Here is a 20845-nt window from a genome sequence, read left to right as displayed (position 1 = left end):
ATCTTAAGAACGTTTTTTACTTTTCTTTCTATTCTTAATGTATTTATAGCTTAGATAGGCGAACTGTGCCCCAACAAGCGCCAACGTGTACTTTCTATTTCTGGTCAAGGCCGAAGCGAGACCTAATACTTTTGATGTCATAATTTCTAGTTTTAGCTGCATGATACTTATTTTATACTTTTGGGGCGGGCCTGATTGAGTTGAATTGTGGCTTAAAAACTTTTAAACTAAAAATTTAGATATACCTTATATATGTACGGAAAGATAAAAGAGCATTTAGAAAATGAAATAAGCCAGATCAAAGATGATGGTCTATTCAAAACAGAAAGAATTATTACCTCTCCGCAAGGCGCCGTTATAAAAATCTCAGATGGTTCTGAAGTAATCAACTTCTGTGCGAACAATTACTTGGGGTTATCATCACACCCCAAAGTAATACAGGCCGCCAAAGATACGCTAGATACACACGGCTTCGGAATGTCTTCCGTGAGGTTCATTTGCGGTACCCAAGACATACATAAAGAACTTGAAAGCAAGATTGCCGAGTTTTATGGTACCGAGGATACTATTTTATATGCTGCTGCATTCGATGCCAATGGGGGAGTTTTTGAACCGCTTTTGACAGCTGAAGATGCTATTATTTCCGATTCGTTGAACCATGCCTCTATTATAGATGGTGTTCGTCTGTGTAAGGCCAAACGATACCGCTATGCAAATAGCGATATGTCAGACTTAGAAAAACAGCTTCAACAATCGGTAGAAGATGGTGCTCGATTTAAAATTATCGTAACCGATGGGGTTTTCTCAATGGATGGTCTAGTGGCACCATTGGATAAGATTTGTGACTTGGCCGATAAATATGATGCCTTAGTCATGATCGATGAATGTCATGCTACTGGTTTTATAGGTGAAACTGGTCGAGGTACTCTTGAAGAGAAAGGAGTAATGGGCAGGATCGATATTATTACCGGTACTTTGGGCAAAGCTTTAGGAGGTGCCATGGGAGGTTATACCACGGGTAAAAAGGAAATTATTGAAATTTTGAGGCAACGCTCGAGACCTTACCTCTTCTCGAATTCATTGGCACCGGCAATTGTTGGGGCTTCCATAAAGGTATTTGAGCTATTACAAAATGATACCTCCCTTAGAGATAAGCTTCAACGAAATACATCTTATTTTAAAGAAGGTATCAAAAAAGCCGGCTTTGATATTATAGATGGTGAATCTGCCATTGTACCTATAATGCTATATGATGCGAAACTGGCGCAAGAGATGTCGAAGCTCTTATTGGAGAAAGGTATTTATGTTATTGGGTTCTTTTATCCGGTAGTTCCTAAAGGCAAAGCGAGAATACGCGTACAATTATCGGCAGCTCATGAAACTGAGCATCTTGACCGCGCAATCTCCGCATTTATTGACGTCGGACACGATCTAGACATCGTTTAAATGCATTATTTAATCCACGAAACGCGTTAAAAAAAATAGATAATTGATTTTGTTAATAATATTTAACAACTTACATTTGCAGCTAATAAACACTTAAACTTAAAAATTTGAACATGAAACATCTTAGCAAATTTTTGGTTGTTATCCTACTGGTTGTTGGGGTTAACAACATACAAGCGCAAGACGAGAATAACCCTTGGCAGGTTAGCTTTGGGGTGAATGCCATAGACACTTATCCAACTGGTGACGACGGCGGTTTCGGTAGTCAGCTTTTCAATGCAACCGACCATTGGAATATTCTTCCTTCCATCTCTTACGTTGGTGTATCAAAGTACGTTGGTAGCGGTTTCTCCGTAGGTGCTAGAGGTTCTTTGAACAAAATTGGAAAATTGGGAGATATGAGTGTCGATGACCTTTCTCACTACGCTATAGATGGTACAATTAAATACAACTTTATCGAAGGAACTGTAATCGATCCTTTTATTGAAATCGGTGGTGGTTACACTTGGATTGATGAAATCGGGGCTGGTACTGCCAATGGTGGTGTAGGTATCAACTTCTGGTTTACTGATAACATCGGTCTTACAGTTCAAACTACTTATAAGCATGCTTTCGAAGATTACTTGGCTAAGCATTGGCAACACCTAGCAGGTATTGCTGTTAAATTCGGCGGTACCGATACTGATGGTGATGGTATCTATGATAAAGATGATGCTTGTCCTGAAGTTGCTGGTCTTGAGGCTTTCAACGGTTGTCCTGATGCTGATGGTGATGGTATCGAAGACAGCAAAGATGCTTGTCCTAACGAAGCTGGTTCTGCTGAAATGAACGGTTGCCCTGATTCTGACGGTGACGGTGTTGCCGATAAAGATGACAAATGTCCAGATGTTGCAGGTTTAGCTAACTTGGCTGGTTGTCCTGATGCTGATGGTGACGGTGTTGCTGACGGTGATGATGAGTGTCCAAACGAAGCTGGTCCTGCTGAGAACAAAGGTTGCCCATGGCCAGATAGCGATGGTGACGGTGTATTGGATAAAGATGATAAATGTCCAGATGTTGCCGGTACTGTAGCTAACCAAGGTTGCCCAGAAGTAACTGAAGAAGTTCAGAAGCAATTGAACGAATACGCTAGAACAATCTTGTTCGATACTGGTAAGTCTACTATCAAAGCTGAGTCTACATCAGTAATGGTTGACATCATCACTATCTTGAAAGAGTACCCAACTGCTAAGTTTACTGTAGAGGGTCACACTGACAGCGTTGGTAGCCAGAAATTGAACCAGAGCCTTTCTGAGTCAAGAGCACTTTCTGTAAAAGAGTTCTTGGTAGATAAAGGTATCGAAGAATTCAGATTGTCAGCTGTAGGTTACGGTGAAGACAAGCCAATCGCTTCTAACAACACAAGAAGTGGTAGAAAAGAAAACAGAAGGGTTGAAATTAACTTGGTAAAGTAATTTCTTAGACCTTACTAAATAATTGGAAAAGCCTCGACTATTGTCGGGGCTTTTTTATTTTTGGGTATGCGTAGCTTTATAGACGAGGTAGTTCATGACATAGCCCAGAAGCACTATGGGTTTGAGAGTTTAATAGTTGTTTTACCCAGTAAAAGGGCCGGTACTTTTCTTCGCACTGCTCTGGCGAAAAATACAGGAAAGACATTTTTTTCACCTGAGATTTTCAGTATTGAATCTTTTGTTGAGAAAATCTCTGGATTGCTATTCGCTAACAATACCCAACAATTGTTTACCCTCTACGAATGTTATTTAGAGCAACCTTATGAGCGTAAGGATGATTTCTTTGCATTTAGTAAATGGGCACAGACCCTTTTGCAAGACTTTAATGAGATTGATCGCTATTTGGTAGATGCCAATGAACTATTTTCAAATCTGGCGGCCATACAGGAAATTAACCACTGGTCTTTACAAGAAGAAAAGACCGACTTAATGGTCGATTATCTGAAATTTTGGTATAGTTTGGATAATCTCTATTCTGATTTTTGCACAAAGCTTTTACATAAAGGCATGGGTCATCAAGGCCTTGTCTATAGAAAAGCTTGCGAGGCCATAGAAGGTTTTGTTAGCACACATGCGAACAAGCATTTCGTATTTGTTGGTTTCAACGCCCTGAACACTTCGGAAAGTCGCATAATTCAGTATATTCTCAATTCTACCAAAGCTGATATTTATTGGGATGTTGATGAGTATTTTCTGGACGATGATATTCATGACGCAGGTCTTTTCATTCGTCAGCATTTTAATTCTTGGTCTTTTTTCGAGCAGAATTCCCCAAAAGGAATTAGTTCGAATTTCCTCTCTAAGAAGCATATTGAAGTTATCGGAATACCGAAGAATATTTCACAAGCCAAATATTTGGGCCAACTTCTACGAGATTTGAGCAAATCTCAATTACAGAATCTACAAAACATGGCCGTAGTTTTAGGTGATGAAACCTTGATGAACCCCATTATCAACTCTATTCCTGATGAGGTTGAGGGAATAAACATTACCATGGGTTATCCATTATCAAAAACGCCCATGGCTTCTGTTTTTGATGATTTACTTGATTTATATATTACCCGAACTGAACAAGGTTGGTTTCATTTGGCCATAGAATCATTTCTAGCGCACCCGTACGTACGAATTCTGTTTGATGATGAAGAATCCGATAAGGTAGCAACCGCTCTGGAATCCATCAAAAAGAACAATTGGGCTTATCTTAATTCTGAAAGACTTTTGGCCCTACTTGAGTCTGAAATGGCTCCGTTGCTTTTTTCTCATAAGCTTTACGAACCAACCACATTCATAGAATTGTGCAAGAGGGTAGTTTTGGCCCTCAAAGAAGTTCTGATAAAACGACATGACCATCTCGGATTGGAGTATTTATACCGTTTTTTTACTCTTTTTAACCAACTTTCGGGCCTAGTCGAGGAAAATACTTTTGTAAAAGATTTAAGGTCATTGCAGGCCCTATATCGTGAATTGGTTAATACCGAGTCCTTAGATTTTCAAGGCGAACCCTTAGAAGGTCTTCAGATTATGGGTATGCTAGAGAGTAGAAATCTTGATTTTGAAACTGTTATCTTGACTTCTGTAAACGAAGGCATATTACCTTCTGGTAAGTCAAATAACTCTTTCATACCGTTCGATTTAAAAGTACGCTTAGGGCTTCCTACCTACAAAGAAAAAGATGCGGTTTATACCTATCACTTTTATAGGTTGCTACAAAGGGCTAAGAATATATACATTCTCTACAATACCGAGCCTGATGTTCTGGAAGGGGGTGAGCCAAGTCGTCTTATTCGTCAGCTTCTTGCAGATGACCATTTTAAAGGTTCAATAGTTGAAAAAATAGCGGCGCCCATTATCGTTCCTCAGATGAAAACACCTGAGATGATCGAAAAAGATTCGCATTTGATTTCCCTCATAAAAGAACACTCGAATCGGGGCTTTTCACCAACCTCTTTGAGTAACTATGTGCGTAACCCAATAGATTTCTATAAGAGGAATTTGCTGGGCATAGACGATGTACTAGAGGTAGAAGAAAATATCGCCGCAAACACCTTTGGCACCATTGTGCACGATGTACTTGAAGAACTATATACCCCATTTATCGGGCATTTTTTAGAGAAAGATAAAATGCATGAGGCCAAAAAGAAGGTTACAACATTGGTCAATAGAGAATTTTCAAAGACGTTCTTTGGCGGAGATATTTCAAGAGGGAAGAACTTTATTGCGTACAATGTAATTGTAAGGTATATCGAGAATTTCATTGATATGGAAATCAAGGAAATAGAATCGCATAGAATCAAAATTTTAGCACTCGAAGAAAATCTCAAAGTCGATTTACCCATTCCAGAACTGGATTTTCCGGTGAGGTTAAAGGGAAAACTGGACCGAATTGATGAACATGATGGGGTTTTGAGAATCATTGACTACAAAACGGGCAAAGTCACGCAGCCTCAGGTTGAGATAGTCAATTGGGAAGAACTTATTACCGACTATAAGTATAGCAAAGCTTTTCAATTACTATGTTACGCGATAATGTATACTGGGTTACAACCTATCAACCAGTTACAGGCGGGTATTTTTTCCTTTAAAAATTTGAATTCAGGTATTCTATCTTTTGCTACTAAAGAAGCGAGTAGAAGCAGAACAAAAGATTATATAATCAATAACGAGGTTCTTGACACATTTACTTTTTACTTAAGAAAGCTAATTATTGAGATTTGTAGTCCGCAACAACCCTTTGTTGAAAAAGAAATTGAATAAAAAATCCCATTGGTAAATACCAATGGGATTTTTTAAAAGTAGAAAACTTATTTTTTGTCCGGCCTACTTGGTCTCACCTCTACTTTGCTAGGCAGCGTTCTTGGGTGTATGTTCAATAAATCGACCACTAATTGGCCAATGTCTTCCGGTTGAATCTTCCAAGCATCTTTGTCGTCCGGTGTGTTTCCCGCAAAATGGGTAGCTACCGAACCAGGCATGATAGTGGTTACTTTTATATCATATTTTCTCAAGTCTAACATGGCCGCCTGCGTAAAGCCTACCACACCAAACTTAGTGGCATTGTATCCCGCTCCATTGGCAAAGAAATTAGTGCCGGCCAAACTGGCCAAGGTCATATAATACCCTTTTGATTCTTTTAGGGCCGCCACTGACGCTTTTAACGTATGAAAAACACCGTTTAAGTTGATGTTGATCATTTGATGCCATTCTGTCTCTGACATTTCATCGATGGGTGCGAAGTTTCCAACTCCGGCATTGGCAAGAACCAAATCTATTTGGCCCCATTTATTGAGAATTTTTTTAACGGCCTCTTCTTCGTCACGTAATTTTGATACATCAGTTGCAACACCGATTACTTGATTTTCATCTCCTAACTCGGCAGCGGCTTTTTGTACGGTTTGTAGCGTTCTTCCGCTGATAGCCACCTTCATACCGGATTCCACCAGTTTTTTGGCCACTCCAAAGCCAATTCCCTTAGAGCCACCGGTTATATATGCAACTTTATTTTTCAGATCTTTCATGTTTGAAATTTTTATGGAATGTAATCAGCACTTCACAAACAGAAAAAATGATGACGTTATAGTTTTCTTAAAACAAATGCGCATCAAATTTTAAACATTAAAACTATTTGAGGGCTCTTTGTATTCTTTATCTTTTTTCTTGTTTAAAAGGTAATAGAAGCCTATTTTTAAAACCTTGCAGATTTGAGAATAGAATCGAAAAAAAATAAAGTTATCCTAAATCAGAACACTAGATTAGTTCAAATATGGCAACAGGACATTCCCTTATAAATGATAATTTTTTATTGGAAAGCAAGTATGCTCAACAGCTCTATCATGATTTCGCTGTAGACATGCCTGTAATCGATTACCATAACCATTTATCGCCAAAAGCTTTGGCGGAAAACACCATTTTCGACTCCATAACTGCAGCTTGGATCGATGGTGATCATTACAAATGGCGAGCCATGAGAACATTGGGGATCGAAGAAAAATTTATAACGGGTGGTGCATCGGCCAAAGAAAAATTTGCCAAATGGGCCTACACGGTACCTTATACTATGAGGAATCCTCTTTATCACTGGACCCATATGGAGCTTTCCCGCTACTTTGGGATAAACGACTTGTTGAACGAAAAGAATGCCGATACCATTTTCGATAACGCTTCTGAAAAGCTGAACGGTTCAAATTATAGTTGTAGAGAATTGATTTCAAAAATGAATGTCGAGGTATTGTGTACGACGGAAGACCCTACGGACACCTTGGAATATCACCAGCAGTTGGCCAAAAGTTCTTTTGGCACTAAAGTGAGTACGGCGTTCAGGCCTGATAAGGCTATTTTGATAGACAGTGAAACCTATAACGATTACCTAGATAATCTTGAGAAGGCCACCAATCTTACGATTTCAACTTACGAAGACCTTTGTACAGCCCTAAAACAGAGAATAAGTTATTTTCACGATAACGGATGTCGCCTTTGCGACCATGGTTTGAACCATTTGTTTGCCGAAGAATTTACCGCTTCAGAAATTAACGCCATATTCAAGAAAAGGCGTGAAGGTGCGACAGTAACCAAAGAAGAGAATGCCAAATTTCAAAGCGCCCTTCTGCTATTTCTATCGGAAAGTTACCATGAATTTGGCTGGGTTCAGCAGTTTCATTTAGGGGCACTTCGTAATAACAACAAAAGAATGCTCAGTATTCTGGGCCCCGATACAGGTTGGGATTCCATGGGTGATTACCCTCAGGCGCAGGCCCTGTCTAAATTTTTGAACACGTTGGACAGTAAAGATAAACTGACCAAGACCATACTTTATAACTTAAACCCTAGCGACAATGCGATGATGGCAACCATGATCGGCAATTTTAATGACGGTAGCGTAAAAGGAAAGGTTCAATGGGGCTCCGGCTGGTGGTTTCTGGATCAGAAAGATGGTATGATCGAGCAGATGAATACGTTATCCAACATGGGCCTTATCAGTTGTTTTATTGGGATGTTGACCGACTCTAGAAGTTTTCTCTCTTTTCCACGACACGAATATTTTAGAAGAATTTTATGTAATCTTTTTGGTGAGGATATTAAGCGTGGCGAGCTTCCTAATGATATGGATTGGATTGGAAAGATTGTTCAAGATATCTGCTATAATAATGCCAAAGAATACTTTGACCTGTAAACCGACCCTTATGAAATTATATATAAGATTTGCCATGTGCTTTTTGGTCTTGATGACCTTAAATTCCTGTGGTGAACTAAGCGAAACTAGAGTAGTGCGCCTGGGCCATGGCCTTGATGTAAGTCACTCGGTTCATAAGGCTATGGTTAAAATGGGAGAGGATCTCGAAAAGATCTCTGGCGGAAAGATGAAATTGGAAATTTACCCAAGTCAGCAACTTGGTACCGAGAGACAGTGTCTAGAGCTATTACAGATAGGAAGTCTTGACATGACCAAAGTATCCGTAGGAACTTTAGAGAATTTTGCTCCGAAAATGAAGGTTTTGGGTCTACCCTTTTTATTTCGTGATAGAGAGCACTCCTTTAATGTACTTGATGGCCCCATAGGCCAGAATCTATTGAACGAAGGTGAGAAATATTGGTTAAAGGGTCTTGGTTATTATGATGCCGGAAGCCGAAGCTTTTACACCAAAGATAGGCCGGTTCGTACACCTGAAGATTTGGTCGGACTAAAAATTAGGGTCATGGAAAGTGTAACAGCTATGGATATGGTCAAAGGCCTTGGTGGATCGCCAACTCCTATCTCCTGGGGCGAACTTTATACGGCTCTACAACAGGGTGTGGTTGATGGGGCAGAGAACAATCCGCCTAGTTTTTACTTATCACGTCACTATGAGGTTTGTAAATACTATAGTCTAGACGAGCACACGGTACTGCCCGATGTGGTTCTTGTGGGCACCAATCTTTGGGAGCGACTTTCAGAGGATGAAAAAAGTTGGTTGAAAAAAGCGGTTGACAATTCGGTAGTCTACCAAAGAAAGTTATGGGCCGAATCGGAAGCAGAGGCACTTGCAGAAGTACAGAAAGCAGGTGTAGAGGTTATTCGACCCAATAAAGAACTTTTTGCTGAAGAAATTAAAGACTCTTTTGATAAGTATAAAGACGATAAAGAGCTTTATCAACTAATTCAAGATATTCAAGCCACCAAATAATAGATTAGAATGCGTAAAAAAATAGACCAAGTTTTATCATACGTGCTCATCGTTCTCATGGCCGTTATGGTATTGAATGTATTATGGCAAGTATTTAGTAGGTTTCTTTTGGGATCCCCCAGTTCTTTTACCGATGAATTGGCACGTTATCTCATGATTTGGATCGGTATTTTGGGTGCGGCCTATGTGGCAGGTCAAAATTTACATGTTGCAATTGATGTTTTGCCTCGAAAGTTTAGTCAAGAGACCCAAAAAAAGCTGCACCTCTTAGTTAAGGTTTTAATTATACTGTTTGCTTTAGGGGGCTTGGTGATAGGAGGTTCCCGTTTGGTTTACATCGTGCATGTTCTTGACCAGAACTCACCGGCATTGCAAGTTCCACTTTCCGTGGTTTATCTCGTTCTCCCTCTGAGCGGTATTTTGATCGTCTATTATAAAATTTCCGATATCCTGAAAAGCTAGTACTATGGAGTATGCACCAATTTTGGTTCTTGTAATAAGTTTTATAATGCTTTTGGCAATTGGTACGCCCGTAGCGTGGAGTATTGCCATCTCTTCTGTGTTGACCATGTTGGTCAGCATACCTGTAATGCCCGCTTTTACTACGGTTGCCCAGAGAATTGGTACGGGCTTGGACAGCTTTGCGTTACTCGCGATACCGCTGTTCATTCTGTCGGGGGAGCTCATGAACAAAGGTGGGATAGCTAACAGGCTCATCGCCTTCGCGAAAACCCTTGTCGGGGCCCTGCCCGGAGGTTTGGCATTGATCAATATTATATCTGCAATGTTGATGGGTGCAATTGCCGGGTCTGCTATGGCCGCAGCCTCTGCGATGGGAAGCATTTTAGGCCCTGAAATGGAAAAGGAGGGTTATTCGAAGGAATTTGGTGCCGCCGTGAATATCACCGCCGCAACTACAGGACTGGTCATTCCGCCAAGTAATGTTTTGATTGTTTATTCACTGGCAAGTGGGGGTGCTTCGATTGCGGCACTCTTTTTGGCAGGATATATTCCAGGATTACTGACCGGTCTTTTCTTGATGATTGTTGCCTTTGTTTGGGCCAAGAAAAAGGGTTTCAAGGTCGGCAAGCGAAGTAGCTTGAAAGAGGTTCTTAGAACTTTTGTTGATGCCCTGCCAAGTCTGTTCATGTTAGTGGTAGTAATCGGCGGAATCGTTACTGGTGTTTTTACCGCCACCGAGGCTTCGGCGATTGCGGTATTGTACAGCTTGCTATTGGGCTTTTTCTATAAAGAGATATCATTTCCGAAATTACCGCAAATACTTCTTGACTCTTCGGCTACTACCGCTATCGTAATGTTGCTGATCGGGGCTTCAATGAGTATGTCATGGGCCTTGTCGTACGAGAACATTCCCCAAGAAATCAGCGCAGGCCTTCTAGGTATCAGTGAAAATGAGATTGTAATTCTATTGATTATTAACCTTCTGCTGTTATTCGTAGGTATTTTTATGGATATGACGCCTGCCGTGCTCATCTTTACGCCAATATTTCTACCGGTAGTAACAAAATTGGGGTTAGACCCGGTTCATTTCGGAATCATTATGGTACTCAATCTTTGTATAGGCCTGTGTACCCCTCCGGTGGGCTCGGTTCTCTTTGTTGGGGTAGGTATAGCCAAAACCAGCATTGAAAAGGTCGTCAAACCCTTGCTTCCGCTCTTTTTGGCCATGCTGTTGGCGCTTTTTTTGGTCACCTATTTTCCGCAGTTGAGTTTATGGTTGCCAAGCCTTTTTGACTTATAGGAGAATGTTATCTCTTGATCAGAACCCCTTTATTAAGGTTGATGGAAAAATGATTGGCGGGTTCACCATTCATCTGTTTCTCTACGATGGTCATAAAGAGCTGTAGGTTATTCAAATAGTCGTTGGCTTCCAGATTTAGTGTTTTGGAGAATAACTTGTATTGTTCGATTCTTTTGGCGGGAATTTGCTCTAGTGCAAGTTCATCACCACTTCTAAGCCTGTAAAAATCTTCGATAAGGGTATTTCCTTGCCATGAAGCAAAGTCTTCAAGTTGAAGTCCGTGTTCATTTGCCGTTTTTTGGGAGGCTTCCATGGCCTGCTTCCATAAGGAGTCTTTAATTAGTGTGGCATCTATCTCTTTCGGGTCTATCTCGGAGTTTGCAAGAATGAAAAGCTCCTTACCACTTCTATTTTCTAAAATGGATAGAAGGTTTTCGGGCCATTCCGATGGAAGAAAGCGAAGGCGTACCAGTTCTTCTAAATGCGCATTCGTGTATTCAACGTAATTCTCGGATGCTAGAACATCAAAGTTCCATAATCGTGAAGGAGCATTCTCGTTTAAATAAGAGTGTTCCATTTCGTACAAAGGAAAAAATTCTTTGAAATCAGAAACCGAATCCAAGACAACCGTATCAATATTTAGAATACTGTCGTTCGCTATTTCAAGTATTTTGTAGGCAGGCGTATAAGCGGCTAAAGAAGGTACTTGAATGTTCACCAACGTATTTCCGTTTTTACCTTTTATGATTCCCGTGTCATTCAAATGCATATGGCCACCGAAATGAATTTTTAGGCCGGCATCGGCGAACATTTGGCCAACAAGGTCATCGGGTATTCTATGGGCTTGAAATGCTTTTTCATCAAACAGCTCTTTCATTTGCAACGAGGCACCATCATTGAAATCAATCATCGGAAAATGGCTAAAGGCAATTACTTTCTTGTCCAATCTTTTGGCCTCCGAGCAGATATGTGACATCCAATCTATAAGGTATTTTTTATGCTTTAAAACCAGATTGTATCCAATACTGGCACCTTGAAAACCCTCTCCTTCTTCTTTTGGAAGGTATACATTCGCATCGATTGCGACCAGCCAAACGCCTTCTACTGGCTCGACCAAATAACTAACATCGGGTTGCGCCTTGGCTTCAGGGTTTTGCCTATATTCACGGCGGGACAATGAAGCGCTGTTTTGGGCTTTCTCAAAGGTGTAGTTATCGTTGTTGTATCCAGTAAAAGGAGTTGTCCAGTAATGATAATCTTTTTGCGGAAAAAAGCCGTGGTTTGATAGCTCGCCCACAATTTCAGAGTAACCCATAGCCCTAATGTCATCGCTCACTATAGCTGGTAGATCATTTTTGCCTTTCGATTTAACTAAGTCTTCACTACTGATGATTGATTGAGAACGACCCTGTTCGCCCATAAAATCACTTTTCCCGCTTGCTTCTCCGAACGGGCTCGTGGGATCATGGTTTCCCGTGGTAATGAAGAAAGAGATTCCATGCTTTTCAGAATACTCGTTCAGTATGCGGTTGAGACCACGAACATTTATAGGTTGGCCATCATCACTAAAATCTCCGGGTAGGGCAACAATCTTGATGCCCTTTTTTACAACATCGTCAAGAGCGGCTAAGAAAGCAAAGTAATTTTCATTGAACAATCGGGTAGAATGCAATTGGGCCTCCATAGTTCGAATAAACGCCTTAGAGCCTGTTTTTGGGTTTTCTATGCCATTGTAACCAACATCCTCCAAGGTTCCTTTCACGTCAAGCAGATGCACATCGGAAAGGAAAGCTATTTGTACAGGTTTTTCTTGAATGGAAGTTTTTTGTTTACAGGAGAAGCTGATTAAGATAAAAAGGGTATATAAGTACTTTTTAAGCATATTTACTTCTGAATTTTTTCAAAAGTACCATCTTCAAAACTGACTTTAAAGTCTGATTTAAAAAGTTTACTTGGCATATAGTAGTCAGTAGTGATAATTTGTGCACCGGAATTTTTAGCCTTTTCAAATCTCTTATAATCGTTGGTTCTGGCCTCTTTGGTATTAGCGTCTGCACGAGTACGAACTAAATAGCCTTTAGAAACCAAATTTTTTATTTTATCAAAATTTTTAATTGGGTCATTTATAATTCTAAATGCAGATGTTGGGTTACCCTCTTCCTTGTTTACAAATAATGCCGCACCTTCTAAATTTGGAAAATTTGAGATATAGGCATCCGCCTTGGTATCTCCTTCATCTAAAACAAACATAAACCTGTTTTTAACATCATTTAAGTTAGGCCAACCATTTGCTAATATGGCCTCTTGTAAAGTGTTAAAATTCCCTCTGACCAAATCAGGTACTATCAATTGCTCTTCACTGAAGACCTCACGAATTTCCTTATCTATGTTTTTAAGGGCTTTTGCTGTAAATGGAAATGGCTTTCTAGTTTGTGGAATTTGACCATCTTTAGCGTTAAGCGTAATAATTATAGGGGTATGACCTATGTTTGACGAAGACCAAATTTTCAATTCTTCTAATGCTTCCTTAAAAAGAAGATGATGGCTGCGAAAGTCAAATTCTTGAACGTGAAATACTTTCAAGCCTGGCTCTTGAAGCTTTTTTTCTTCGTCGAAGGGTAGTGGGGCAAGACCTTTTTCTTTTATAAAGTCTAGGCCTTTTGGATTAGAGTAGTAGCTGCCATCCGGATCATCAAAAACATCAAGTTCTAAACTTCTCAAACCCAAATTAAGTTGATCGTTCAATGGAATATGCTCATATTCTAAGCTTTTCAATGAAGAGTCTTTCTGTAAAAGCAAATTGAAAAGGGGTTCTTCTATGGCTATTTTATAACTGTTATGACTGCCTATTATTTGAATATCATTCAGTTTAATAGTATCATTTTGGATTTTTAATGGTGGTTTGCTTATGAATATTATACCTAGTAGGAATACGCTGCAAATGATGGGAATGAATTTCATAGAATGCGAATTTTTAATATAATAGTTACTTTGAAGTAAAAAATAAGGCAAGAAAGTTTATTTCTTGCCTTATTTGTCTGTTTTGATTCAGGATGATTTAATACCCAGGATTCTGAACTAAGAAGCCATCTTCACTAGAGGCCCCATCAATTGCTTGCTGTGGTATTGGAAACAATCTTTTGTTTACATCGCTATCGGTTTTTTCAGTCCAGCTATCTTCATATTTGCCAAAGCGAATCTGATAGTTGCGTCTGAAACCTTCCCAGTAAAGCTCGAAACCGGCCTCTCTGAACAATATATCCAAATCTATCTCACTTAAAGCTTCTGGTGTTTGATCAGGCCTTGCACTTCTTGAAGTTCTTAATGTATTGATGTCTGCTAATGCACCTGCAATATCTCCATTTCTCAATTTGGCCTCGGCACGCATTAAATAAATCTCACCTAAACGTATCAAAACTAAGTCTACACTGCTATAATTACAGCAATTGGTTCCAGTACTGCTAAACTGATATTTTGAAAAGCGATGTCCGGTGTTGTGTAGACTTCCTTCGGCAGTAAAGTCTACTTGTAGATTGTGGTCAACGTATCTTATATCGGAACCACTTGTTCGTCTATTGATGACAGGGTATATTCTCACGGTACCGTCATCGCAAGTCATTATATTACCACTCTCGTCTTTTCGAGGCCCCCAAATAATACCACGTAGAATTCCTCGGTCAACTTGAAAATCTTCGGCCTGAATGCAATAATAATGATCTTCATCATTTGAAGGGTTAACACCTGTTAGGTCTTTTAATTCTTCGGGTATAAGAGTATTTTCTTGAAAAAATCTCGCATCGGCGTCAGCAGGATCAACCTCGCCATACGCATCAACCCAAGTTTGATAAAAATCCGGTGTTGCTGCAACGGCATCGGTACCTCTAGAACTTGGCACTTCAGGTCTTGGAACTTGATCTCCTGACATAGACCAATATGCCCATCTACTATGTTCTGTTTGAAGAACGCCTCTTTGATCCAGAGCAAAAATAAGCTCAGGGTTGTCATGGTTGTCATCATTAAAAAGCTCAAAATATTCTTCTGAAAGAGCATAAGGGCCAGAGATTAGGTCATCTGTATATTGAATGACCTTATCCATATCTTCCTGTTGAAAGTCTGGAGTTCCGTAAGGATCGCGATAAACAGCTGCATTAAGATATAAGCGAGCCAATAAAGCTTTTACGGAGTTATTGTTCAGTCTTCCGGGATCGGTGTCGGTCGAAACAGCATCTAAGACTGAAAGCAGCTCACTTTCTATATAGTCTACAGCCTCGGCACCTCTAAGTATTTCAGAAATTTCTTCAGAACTATTTTTTCTAAAAGCCAAGCCCCAATTGTCAAGCGCAAGCATATTTAAATATGCTTTCATTGCTATCATTTCGTTGATGGCGCTTTGAGCATTTGCGGTGCCCGCTTCGGCTTCAGGAGTCAATCTTTCAATTGCTATAACAGCACGAGATAAGCTTAATGTTATATAATCCCAAGTATCTTTAACAAGGCCATTGCTCGCTGTCATTAGATGTTGGTGTACGGCAATGAATTTACCTCCGTCATACCAATCTGTGCCTCCTCGATAAGGTAGTATACCTTCATCTGAGGCTACCTCTTGCAAACCAAAGTTTTTGGTATGCTGCCATACATAGCGCAAGTTACCATATACGGGTGCTAGCGAGCCACTAACTACTTCTGCCTCACCAGTACCGGTGAGAGACTCGTCAAGAACTTCTTCTTCTAAATCCGTACACCCAAAAAATGCCAGTAAGAAGACTGCTAGTGAAAGCTTTTTGCTGAATAATATATTTTTCATTTTATAATATTTTGATGCTTATCTATAAGCTGAGATTATCTAGTTTTTAAAAAGTTAGGTTGAGACCGACCAAAAATGTTCTAGCTTTTGGATAGGTATAATAATCCACTCCAAAAGTTTGGATTCCTCCAGCGGTAGAACCTGTATTTACCTCGGGGTCAAACCCAGAGTAATCGGTAATCGTAAAAAGATTCTGACCAGTAATTGAAAAACGAATGTTTTGAATTACATCATCAAGACCTAATTTATCTGAACTTAAATTATAGGCCAGAGTAGCATTGTTAAGTCTTAAAAATGAACCGTCTTCTAAATAGCGTGTCGAAACGGTATTCGAATTACTGGTAGACTCGTTAGGGTACTGGATTGCAAAATCAGTTGTATTGACCGATCTAGATAATTGGGCTTTGGTAAAAAGAGACATTTTAGTATGGTTGTAAACTTTATTACCAGATACACCATTAAAGTTTAGGCCTAAGTCAAATGCTTTATATTTAAAGTTTAAATAATAAGCATATATAAATTTAGGTATAGCACTTCCAACAACTGTTCTGTCATTATCCAAAATAGAGCCATCACCATTAACATCCTTAAAGAGGTTAAGCCCGTCATCACCAATACCTTCGAATTGAAGCATATAAAACGACCCAATAGATTCATTATTTATATATCCATTGATCGTAGCGCCACTTTGACCAGAACCTTGGGCCGCGCCAGTTGTTAAGACTGAATAAGGAGAATCCTTTACTTTGTTTTGAATGTAAGTTACATTACCGCCAATGTTGTATGAAAAATCTCTAGAAGCATCACTTCTGTAATCCAATGCAAGCTCAAGACCATTGTTTTGAATTTTCATATCGTCGATATTATCCCAATAGGTAGCCGTCGGCTCAACCGGATCAGCAGGCACTACCTCTAACAATATGTTAGAAGATTGTTTATTGAAGTAGTCAAGCGTACCTGATAATCTGTAATCAAGTAATGCGAAATCGATACCTAACCCTATCTGGGTAGAAACCTCCCATTGTAAATCGGGGTTGGCCAGTCTCGTGTAGACAATACCGTAAGGGTACCCGTCTATAGATGTGGCATTTGTGCCGATAGGGTATGTATTCAAACTTTCACCTCCCGTAATCAATCTATCCTCAGAATAGCTGGCTTGGGTTATTTTAGAAGGAATTTCTTGGTTGCCTGTTTGCCCCCAGCTTGCGCGCAATTTCAGGTTATCAAAGAATGAATTCTCCATAAAACCTTCATTGCTGGCATTCCACCCAAGGGCAAAAGAAGGGAAGTATCCATATTTTCTATTATCACCGAATTTTGAGGAACCGTCGGCACGAAATGTAGCAGTTAGTAGGTATTTATCGTCAAAAGAATAGTTTACCCTGCCGAAATATGATTGAAGCTCATTCTTAACCGCAGAAGAACTAACCGATGTTGGATATTGGTCTGAGCTTGATTGGTCTTGATATATAGGCTCAATATTGTTATCGGCGAAACCTCGATAAGAAAACTGTCGGGTTTCATCCATAAACTTTTGGTAAGAATGGCCAGCCAGAACCACTAAACTGTGTACATCTTGACTCCAGTTATAAGTGAGTGTATTTTCTGTAAGCTGGTTTGAATTTGAACTAATGGTCGTAACGACATCCCCATCAGAAATATCAGATTCGTTTACGACAGAGGTGTAAGGCTTGTACTGTTGGTCTCTATTGGTAGCAGAATAGTCAATACCAAAATTAAGCTTGTAGGTAAGCCCCTTTACGATTTCGACAGAAGGTGAAATACTTGCTAAAATTCGGTTGTTCTCAGCATTGTCACTATAGATATTGTATCTGGTGATAGGGTTAAGAGCATTTGTATTCAGAAGTGTAGGTTCACCGTTTGTGTAGGTCGGTACAGTTGGGTTCAAACCTAGCATGTCACTTATCGTAGAATTAATATTCGGACGCAAGTTTTCTGAATGGGTCGCTGTAAGGTTATAGTCAATATTTACACGACCGTTGAAGGCCTTTTGAGTCATGTTCAACTTACCTGAATAACGTTCCAAATTGCTATTCTTGAGAATACCCTCTTGGTCTTGGTAACCTACTGAAGCGAAATAAGAGAATTTTTCACTATTGGCACCGCTCATTGAAAAGTTAAGATTTTTAGAGATACCTGTTTGGGAAAGCTCATCTTGCCAATCGGTGTTTCCGCCATAATCTTCTAACGAGCCGCCAGTGGCAGCAACTTGCGTGCGAAATTCATCCGCATTAAACACATCTATTGTGTTTGACATTGATGAGGCCGCAGTAGATAAAGAGAGATTCATTTCCGTTTTTCCCGACCGCCCTCTTTTTGTTGTAATTACAACAACACCATTCGAAGCTCTTGAACCATATACAGCGGTGGCGCTGGCATCTTTAAGAACATCTATGCTTGCAATATCGTTAGGATTCAGAAAGTTTAATGGATTTGTGGCTACACCTGTTGATGAATTATCGAGCAAAAAGCCATCTACGACATAAAGAGGTTGGGTTCCCGAGCGTAAACTACCAATACCCCTAATTATTACATTCTGAGATGCGCCAGGCTCACCGCTATTAGAAGTAATGTTGACACCTGCCATTTTACCTTGTAATAACTCTCCAGGGTTGGTTACTACACCTTGATTGAAATCTTCACTTTTTACAGAGGAAATGGCCCCAGTAATGTCCGATCTTTTCTGGGTGCCATATCCTACGACTACCACATCTTCTAATTGGGTCGCGTCGGGTAGCAATTGAACTGTAACGGCAGTTCTTCCGTCTATTGCTACCTCTTGAGTTGCATAGCCTAGATAAGAGATTATCAAAGTTGCATTGTTCTCTACCTCAATGGAGAAATTTCCATCAAAGTCTGTAGTTACACCGTTAGATGTTCCTTTTTCTACTACCGATGAACCCGGTAGAGGTACGTCTTGTTCGTCGGTGACAGTTCCCGTAACGATTGTTTGAGCCCAAGACACTGAAGTCAAGAGCATAGTGATTAGAAATAAGGGAATTTTCAAATTTTTCATATAGGTTGGATTAAAAATTTTCAGGGGGAATTAAATGAGATTGATTACAATTACTTTTTTGAGTGTTTGAAGGGGTCAAAAGTAATCTGCAGGTGAAGAGCAAGCGTTAGCGAAAAATCATGCTTGTTTTAAGAAAAGGTATACTATTTTGCCCCAATGTAAGGCAGATGTTAGGAGGTAAAAGTCAAAATACTGTTAGTCAGGCGAATCACATTTTGACGGTAAAAAGTTCTTTAACCAAATTTCACATGGAAGAATTTGGTTAAAGAACTAGCTGCTTTTAGAGGTAATCTTTAGGGTTGTAGAACCTCTATAATTTTATGAAAAACTTCGTTGTTTTCATAAACACCTTGAAACAATTGTGATTGAGGACCATATGCAAAAATAGGAACCATGGTAGCTGTGTGGTCGTCGGTAGTAAAGTCGCCCTCAATTTCATTCAATTCCATATTTCCTTGAGGAATGGTCAGGCCACCTGTTTCGTGGTCTGCGGTGATAATCACCAAAGTATTCTTTGAAGTGTCTGCAAACTTGATGGCTTCAGTAATGGCCTTGTCAAAACCAATACCTTCTTTCACCACACCATCAATTTTATTGGCATGCCCGTAAGAATCAATTTTTGCTCCCTCGACCATTAAAAAGAAGGGTTTGCTCTTTTTTTCAAAGTAAGCGATTGCATTTTTTGTAGCCCTGGCCAACGCTTCTTTTTGATTATCGTTAGAACTCTCATCCCCCATTAAAAAGGCCACCTTGTCACTTTTGCTATTGCCTATATCACTTACCTCTTCCAAGAGACTAAAAGCAGAATTCTTGCTATCAAAACTTTTTTGGGTATCGTTGCTGATGAACATGGCTAGTTTGCCTTTCTCTAAATCAGAGCGTATTTCATCGGTCTGTGAGCGGTCTTTTTGATGGGCATAAAAGGAGGAAGGAGTAGCTCCAGATATTTCGTCGGTGGTTACGAGGCCTGAAACATAACCTTTGGTGTCTAGCAGTTCCGTAATGTTCTGGGCACTCTTACCATCTGTAGTCATGCCTATGGCACGGTTTGGGGCTTTTTTTCCGGTAGCCAATGCAGTGCCGGCCCCAGCGGAATCTGTGGTAAAATCATCGGCCGATTGGGTTTTTAGAAAACCGATACTTTTTAGTTGGGTTAGGGTTGTTTCCCCCTTATTGGCTAAAACAGCGGCAGATATTTGAGTTAGGCCATTTCCATCTCCAATCATTAAAATGACATTCTCTACTTTATTCTGTGTTTGGTCGACTTCGAAGGTGGGCCGATAAACTTCAGAGAATATTGTATTTCTATATTCCCTACTCGGTAATGTCTGTAGATAATTTTTACACTCAAAAGGCATGTCGGTATTGATATAATCTACCCCTAAATGCGCCAAAGCTTTCCAAGCTGTTTTTGAATCGGGAGTGGCCCAAAAGCGAAACGGTTTTTTAAGGGCTTTTGCCTTTTCGATAGTTGATTTTACGATTTTCAGGTCTTCGGCTGTTAACCGTCCTTTTCCGTTCCAAGGTGAAAATCCTTTAAAACTAAGACTTACCAAAGCTATTTTTTTTAATATGTCGGCATTTTGGACAGGGTCTAAACTTTGATAGTCAAAATAGATGTAAGAGGGATAGTCAATATAGTTTGCTGGTTCTGGTCTGTTGCCGGATATAACAATTTTTAGATTGGCTTCAGAAATTATTTTCGGATGCTTCTCCAAAACTTTAATCAGTGTGGCAAGTGTGGGCTCGGCCTCCGATTTTAGGTCGACCAACAACTGCAACGGTTTTTGAAGTCCGCCTTCGAAATCAATGACTTGCTCAATGGGCTTAAGGTAAAGGCGTTCAAATTCAAATGATTCTTTAATTTCTTCTTTGGTATGGGCAACGTAAAGCCCTTTATTTACTAAAAACAAATCGGCCTCGATAGAAGAGGCCCCGGCAGCGTAGGCCTTCCAGAATGGTACATTCTGTAAATAGTCGTTATGGGAGTGTACTTTGTAAACGTTTTCATTTTGAGAAAACAAGAAGTTGAAGGATAGTAGAAAGCCTAGAACTATCGTAATTTTTTTCATTTTCGGTTCTTTAATAAAGTTTAGTTCGGTAATGTTTTCAAAAATAGGTAAA

Annotated in this window: 14 protein-coding genes; 7 read left to right on the top strand and 7 right to left on the bottom strand. The window is 39.8% G+C overall.

Annotation, left to right across the window (positions count from 1 at the left end; genetic code table 11):
- Positions 1-3: 3 nt before the first annotated feature.
- Positions 4-162, bottom strand: coding sequence for a hypothetical protein (locus tag D1013_RS20240; RefSeq protein WP_162987766.1), 159 nt, complete (start codon positions 160-162; stop codon positions 4-6).
- Positions 163-252: 90 nt separating this feature from the next.
- Between D1013_RS20240 and kbl the strand changes: the two genes are divergently transcribed.
- The 3 genes from kbl (at position 253) to D1013_RS00540 (ending at position 5714) form a co-directional block, all read left to right on the top strand.
- Complete coding sequence (gene kbl, locus D1013_RS00550; RefSeq protein ID WP_121847028.1) at positions 253-1446, top strand: glycine C-acetyltransferase; 1194 nt, start codon at positions 253-255, stop codon at positions 1444-1446.
- 113 nt (positions 1447-1559) lie between these two features.
- The gene (locus D1013_RS00545) at positions 1560-2900 is read left to right on the top strand and encodes an OmpA family protein (RefSeq protein WP_121847027.1); all 1341 of its coding nucleotides are present in this window, start codon (positions 1560-1562) and stop codon (positions 2898-2900) included.
- A 66-nt stretch (positions 2901-2966) separates the two neighbouring features.
- Positions 2967-5714 (top strand): PD-(D/E)XK nuclease family protein, encoded by a 2748-nt coding sequence (locus tag D1013_RS00540; protein WP_121847026.1) that lies wholly within the window; start codon positions 2967-2969, stop codon positions 5712-5714.
- Positions 5715-5761: 47 nt separating this feature from the next.
- On the opposite strand, the gene D1013_RS00535 is transcribed toward D1013_RS00540, so the two are convergent.
- Positions 5762-6475, bottom strand: a complete 714-nt coding sequence (locus tag D1013_RS00535; protein ID WP_121847025.1) for an SDR family oxidoreductase — start codon at positions 6473-6475, stop codon at positions 5762-5764.
- A gap of 245 nt (positions 6476-6720) precedes the next feature.
- Here D1013_RS00535 and uxaC point away from each other — a divergent pair, with 245 nt between their 5' ends.
- From uxaC to D1013_RS00515, 4 genes are read left to right on the top strand one after another with little or no spacing between them, the layout of a single operon-like run.
- Positions 6721-8127: a glucuronate isomerase gene (gene uxaC, locus D1013_RS00530; protein ID WP_121847024.1), complete on the top strand. Its 1407-nt coding sequence runs from the start codon at positions 6721-6723 to the stop codon at positions 8125-8127.
- A gap of 10 nt (positions 8128-8137) precedes the next feature.
- Positions 8138-9118: a TRAP transporter substrate-binding protein gene (locus D1013_RS00525; RefSeq protein ID WP_121847023.1), complete on the top strand. Its 981-nt coding sequence runs from the start codon at positions 8138-8140 to the stop codon at positions 9116-9118.
- Between the two features lie 9 nt (positions 9119-9127).
- Entirely contained in the window at positions 9128-9580 is a 453-nt protein-coding gene (locus D1013_RS00520; protein WP_225621384.1) for a TRAP transporter small permease, read from the top strand.
- A 4-nt stretch (positions 9581-9584) separates the two neighbouring features.
- A complete protein-coding gene (locus tag D1013_RS00515) occupies positions 9585-10880 on the top strand; it encodes a TRAP transporter large permease (RefSeq protein WP_121847021.1) in 1296 nt (431 codons plus the stop codon).
- 7 nt (positions 10881-10887) lie between these two features.
- Here D1013_RS00515 and D1013_RS00510 read toward each other — a convergent pair whose 3' ends face one another.
- From D1013_RS00510 to D1013_RS00490, 5 genes are all read right to left on the bottom strand, one after another.
- Positions 10888-12762 (bottom strand): metallophosphoesterase family protein, encoded by a 1875-nt coding sequence (locus D1013_RS00510; RefSeq protein WP_121847020.1) that lies wholly within the window; start codon positions 12760-12762, stop codon positions 10888-10890.
- Between the two features lie 2 nt (positions 12763-12764).
- A complete protein-coding gene (locus D1013_RS00505) occupies positions 12765-13841 on the bottom strand; it encodes a phosphatidylinositol-specific phospholipase C1-like protein (protein WP_121850540.1) in 1077 nt (358 codons plus the stop codon).
- Positions 13842-13938: 97 nt separating this feature from the next.
- Positions 13939-15684, bottom strand: a complete 1746-nt coding sequence (locus tag D1013_RS00500) for a RagB/SusD family nutrient uptake outer membrane protein (RefSeq protein WP_121847019.1) — start codon at positions 15682-15684, stop codon at positions 13939-13941.
- Between the two features lie 46 nt (positions 15685-15730).
- Entirely contained in the window at positions 15731-18721 is a 2991-nt protein-coding gene (locus D1013_RS00495) for a SusC/RagA family TonB-linked outer membrane protein (protein WP_121847018.1), read from the bottom strand.
- A 293-nt stretch (positions 18722-19014) separates the two neighbouring features.
- Positions 19015-20793 carry an alkaline phosphatase gene (locus D1013_RS00490; protein ID WP_121850539.1) on the bottom strand — a complete coding sequence of 593 codons (1779 nt, stop codon included), beginning with the start codon at positions 20791-20793 and terminating at the stop codon, positions 19015-19017.
- Between the last annotated feature and the right edge of the window lie 52 nt (positions 20794-20845).

This window comes from Euzebyella marina, assembly GCF_003687485.1.
Classification (GTDB): domain Bacteria; phylum Bacteroidota; class Bacteroidia; order Flavobacteriales; family Flavobacteriaceae; genus Euzebyella; species Euzebyella marina.
Note: the sequence above shows the minus strand (reverse complement) of the source record. Positions and strands in the feature narration are given on the sequence as shown.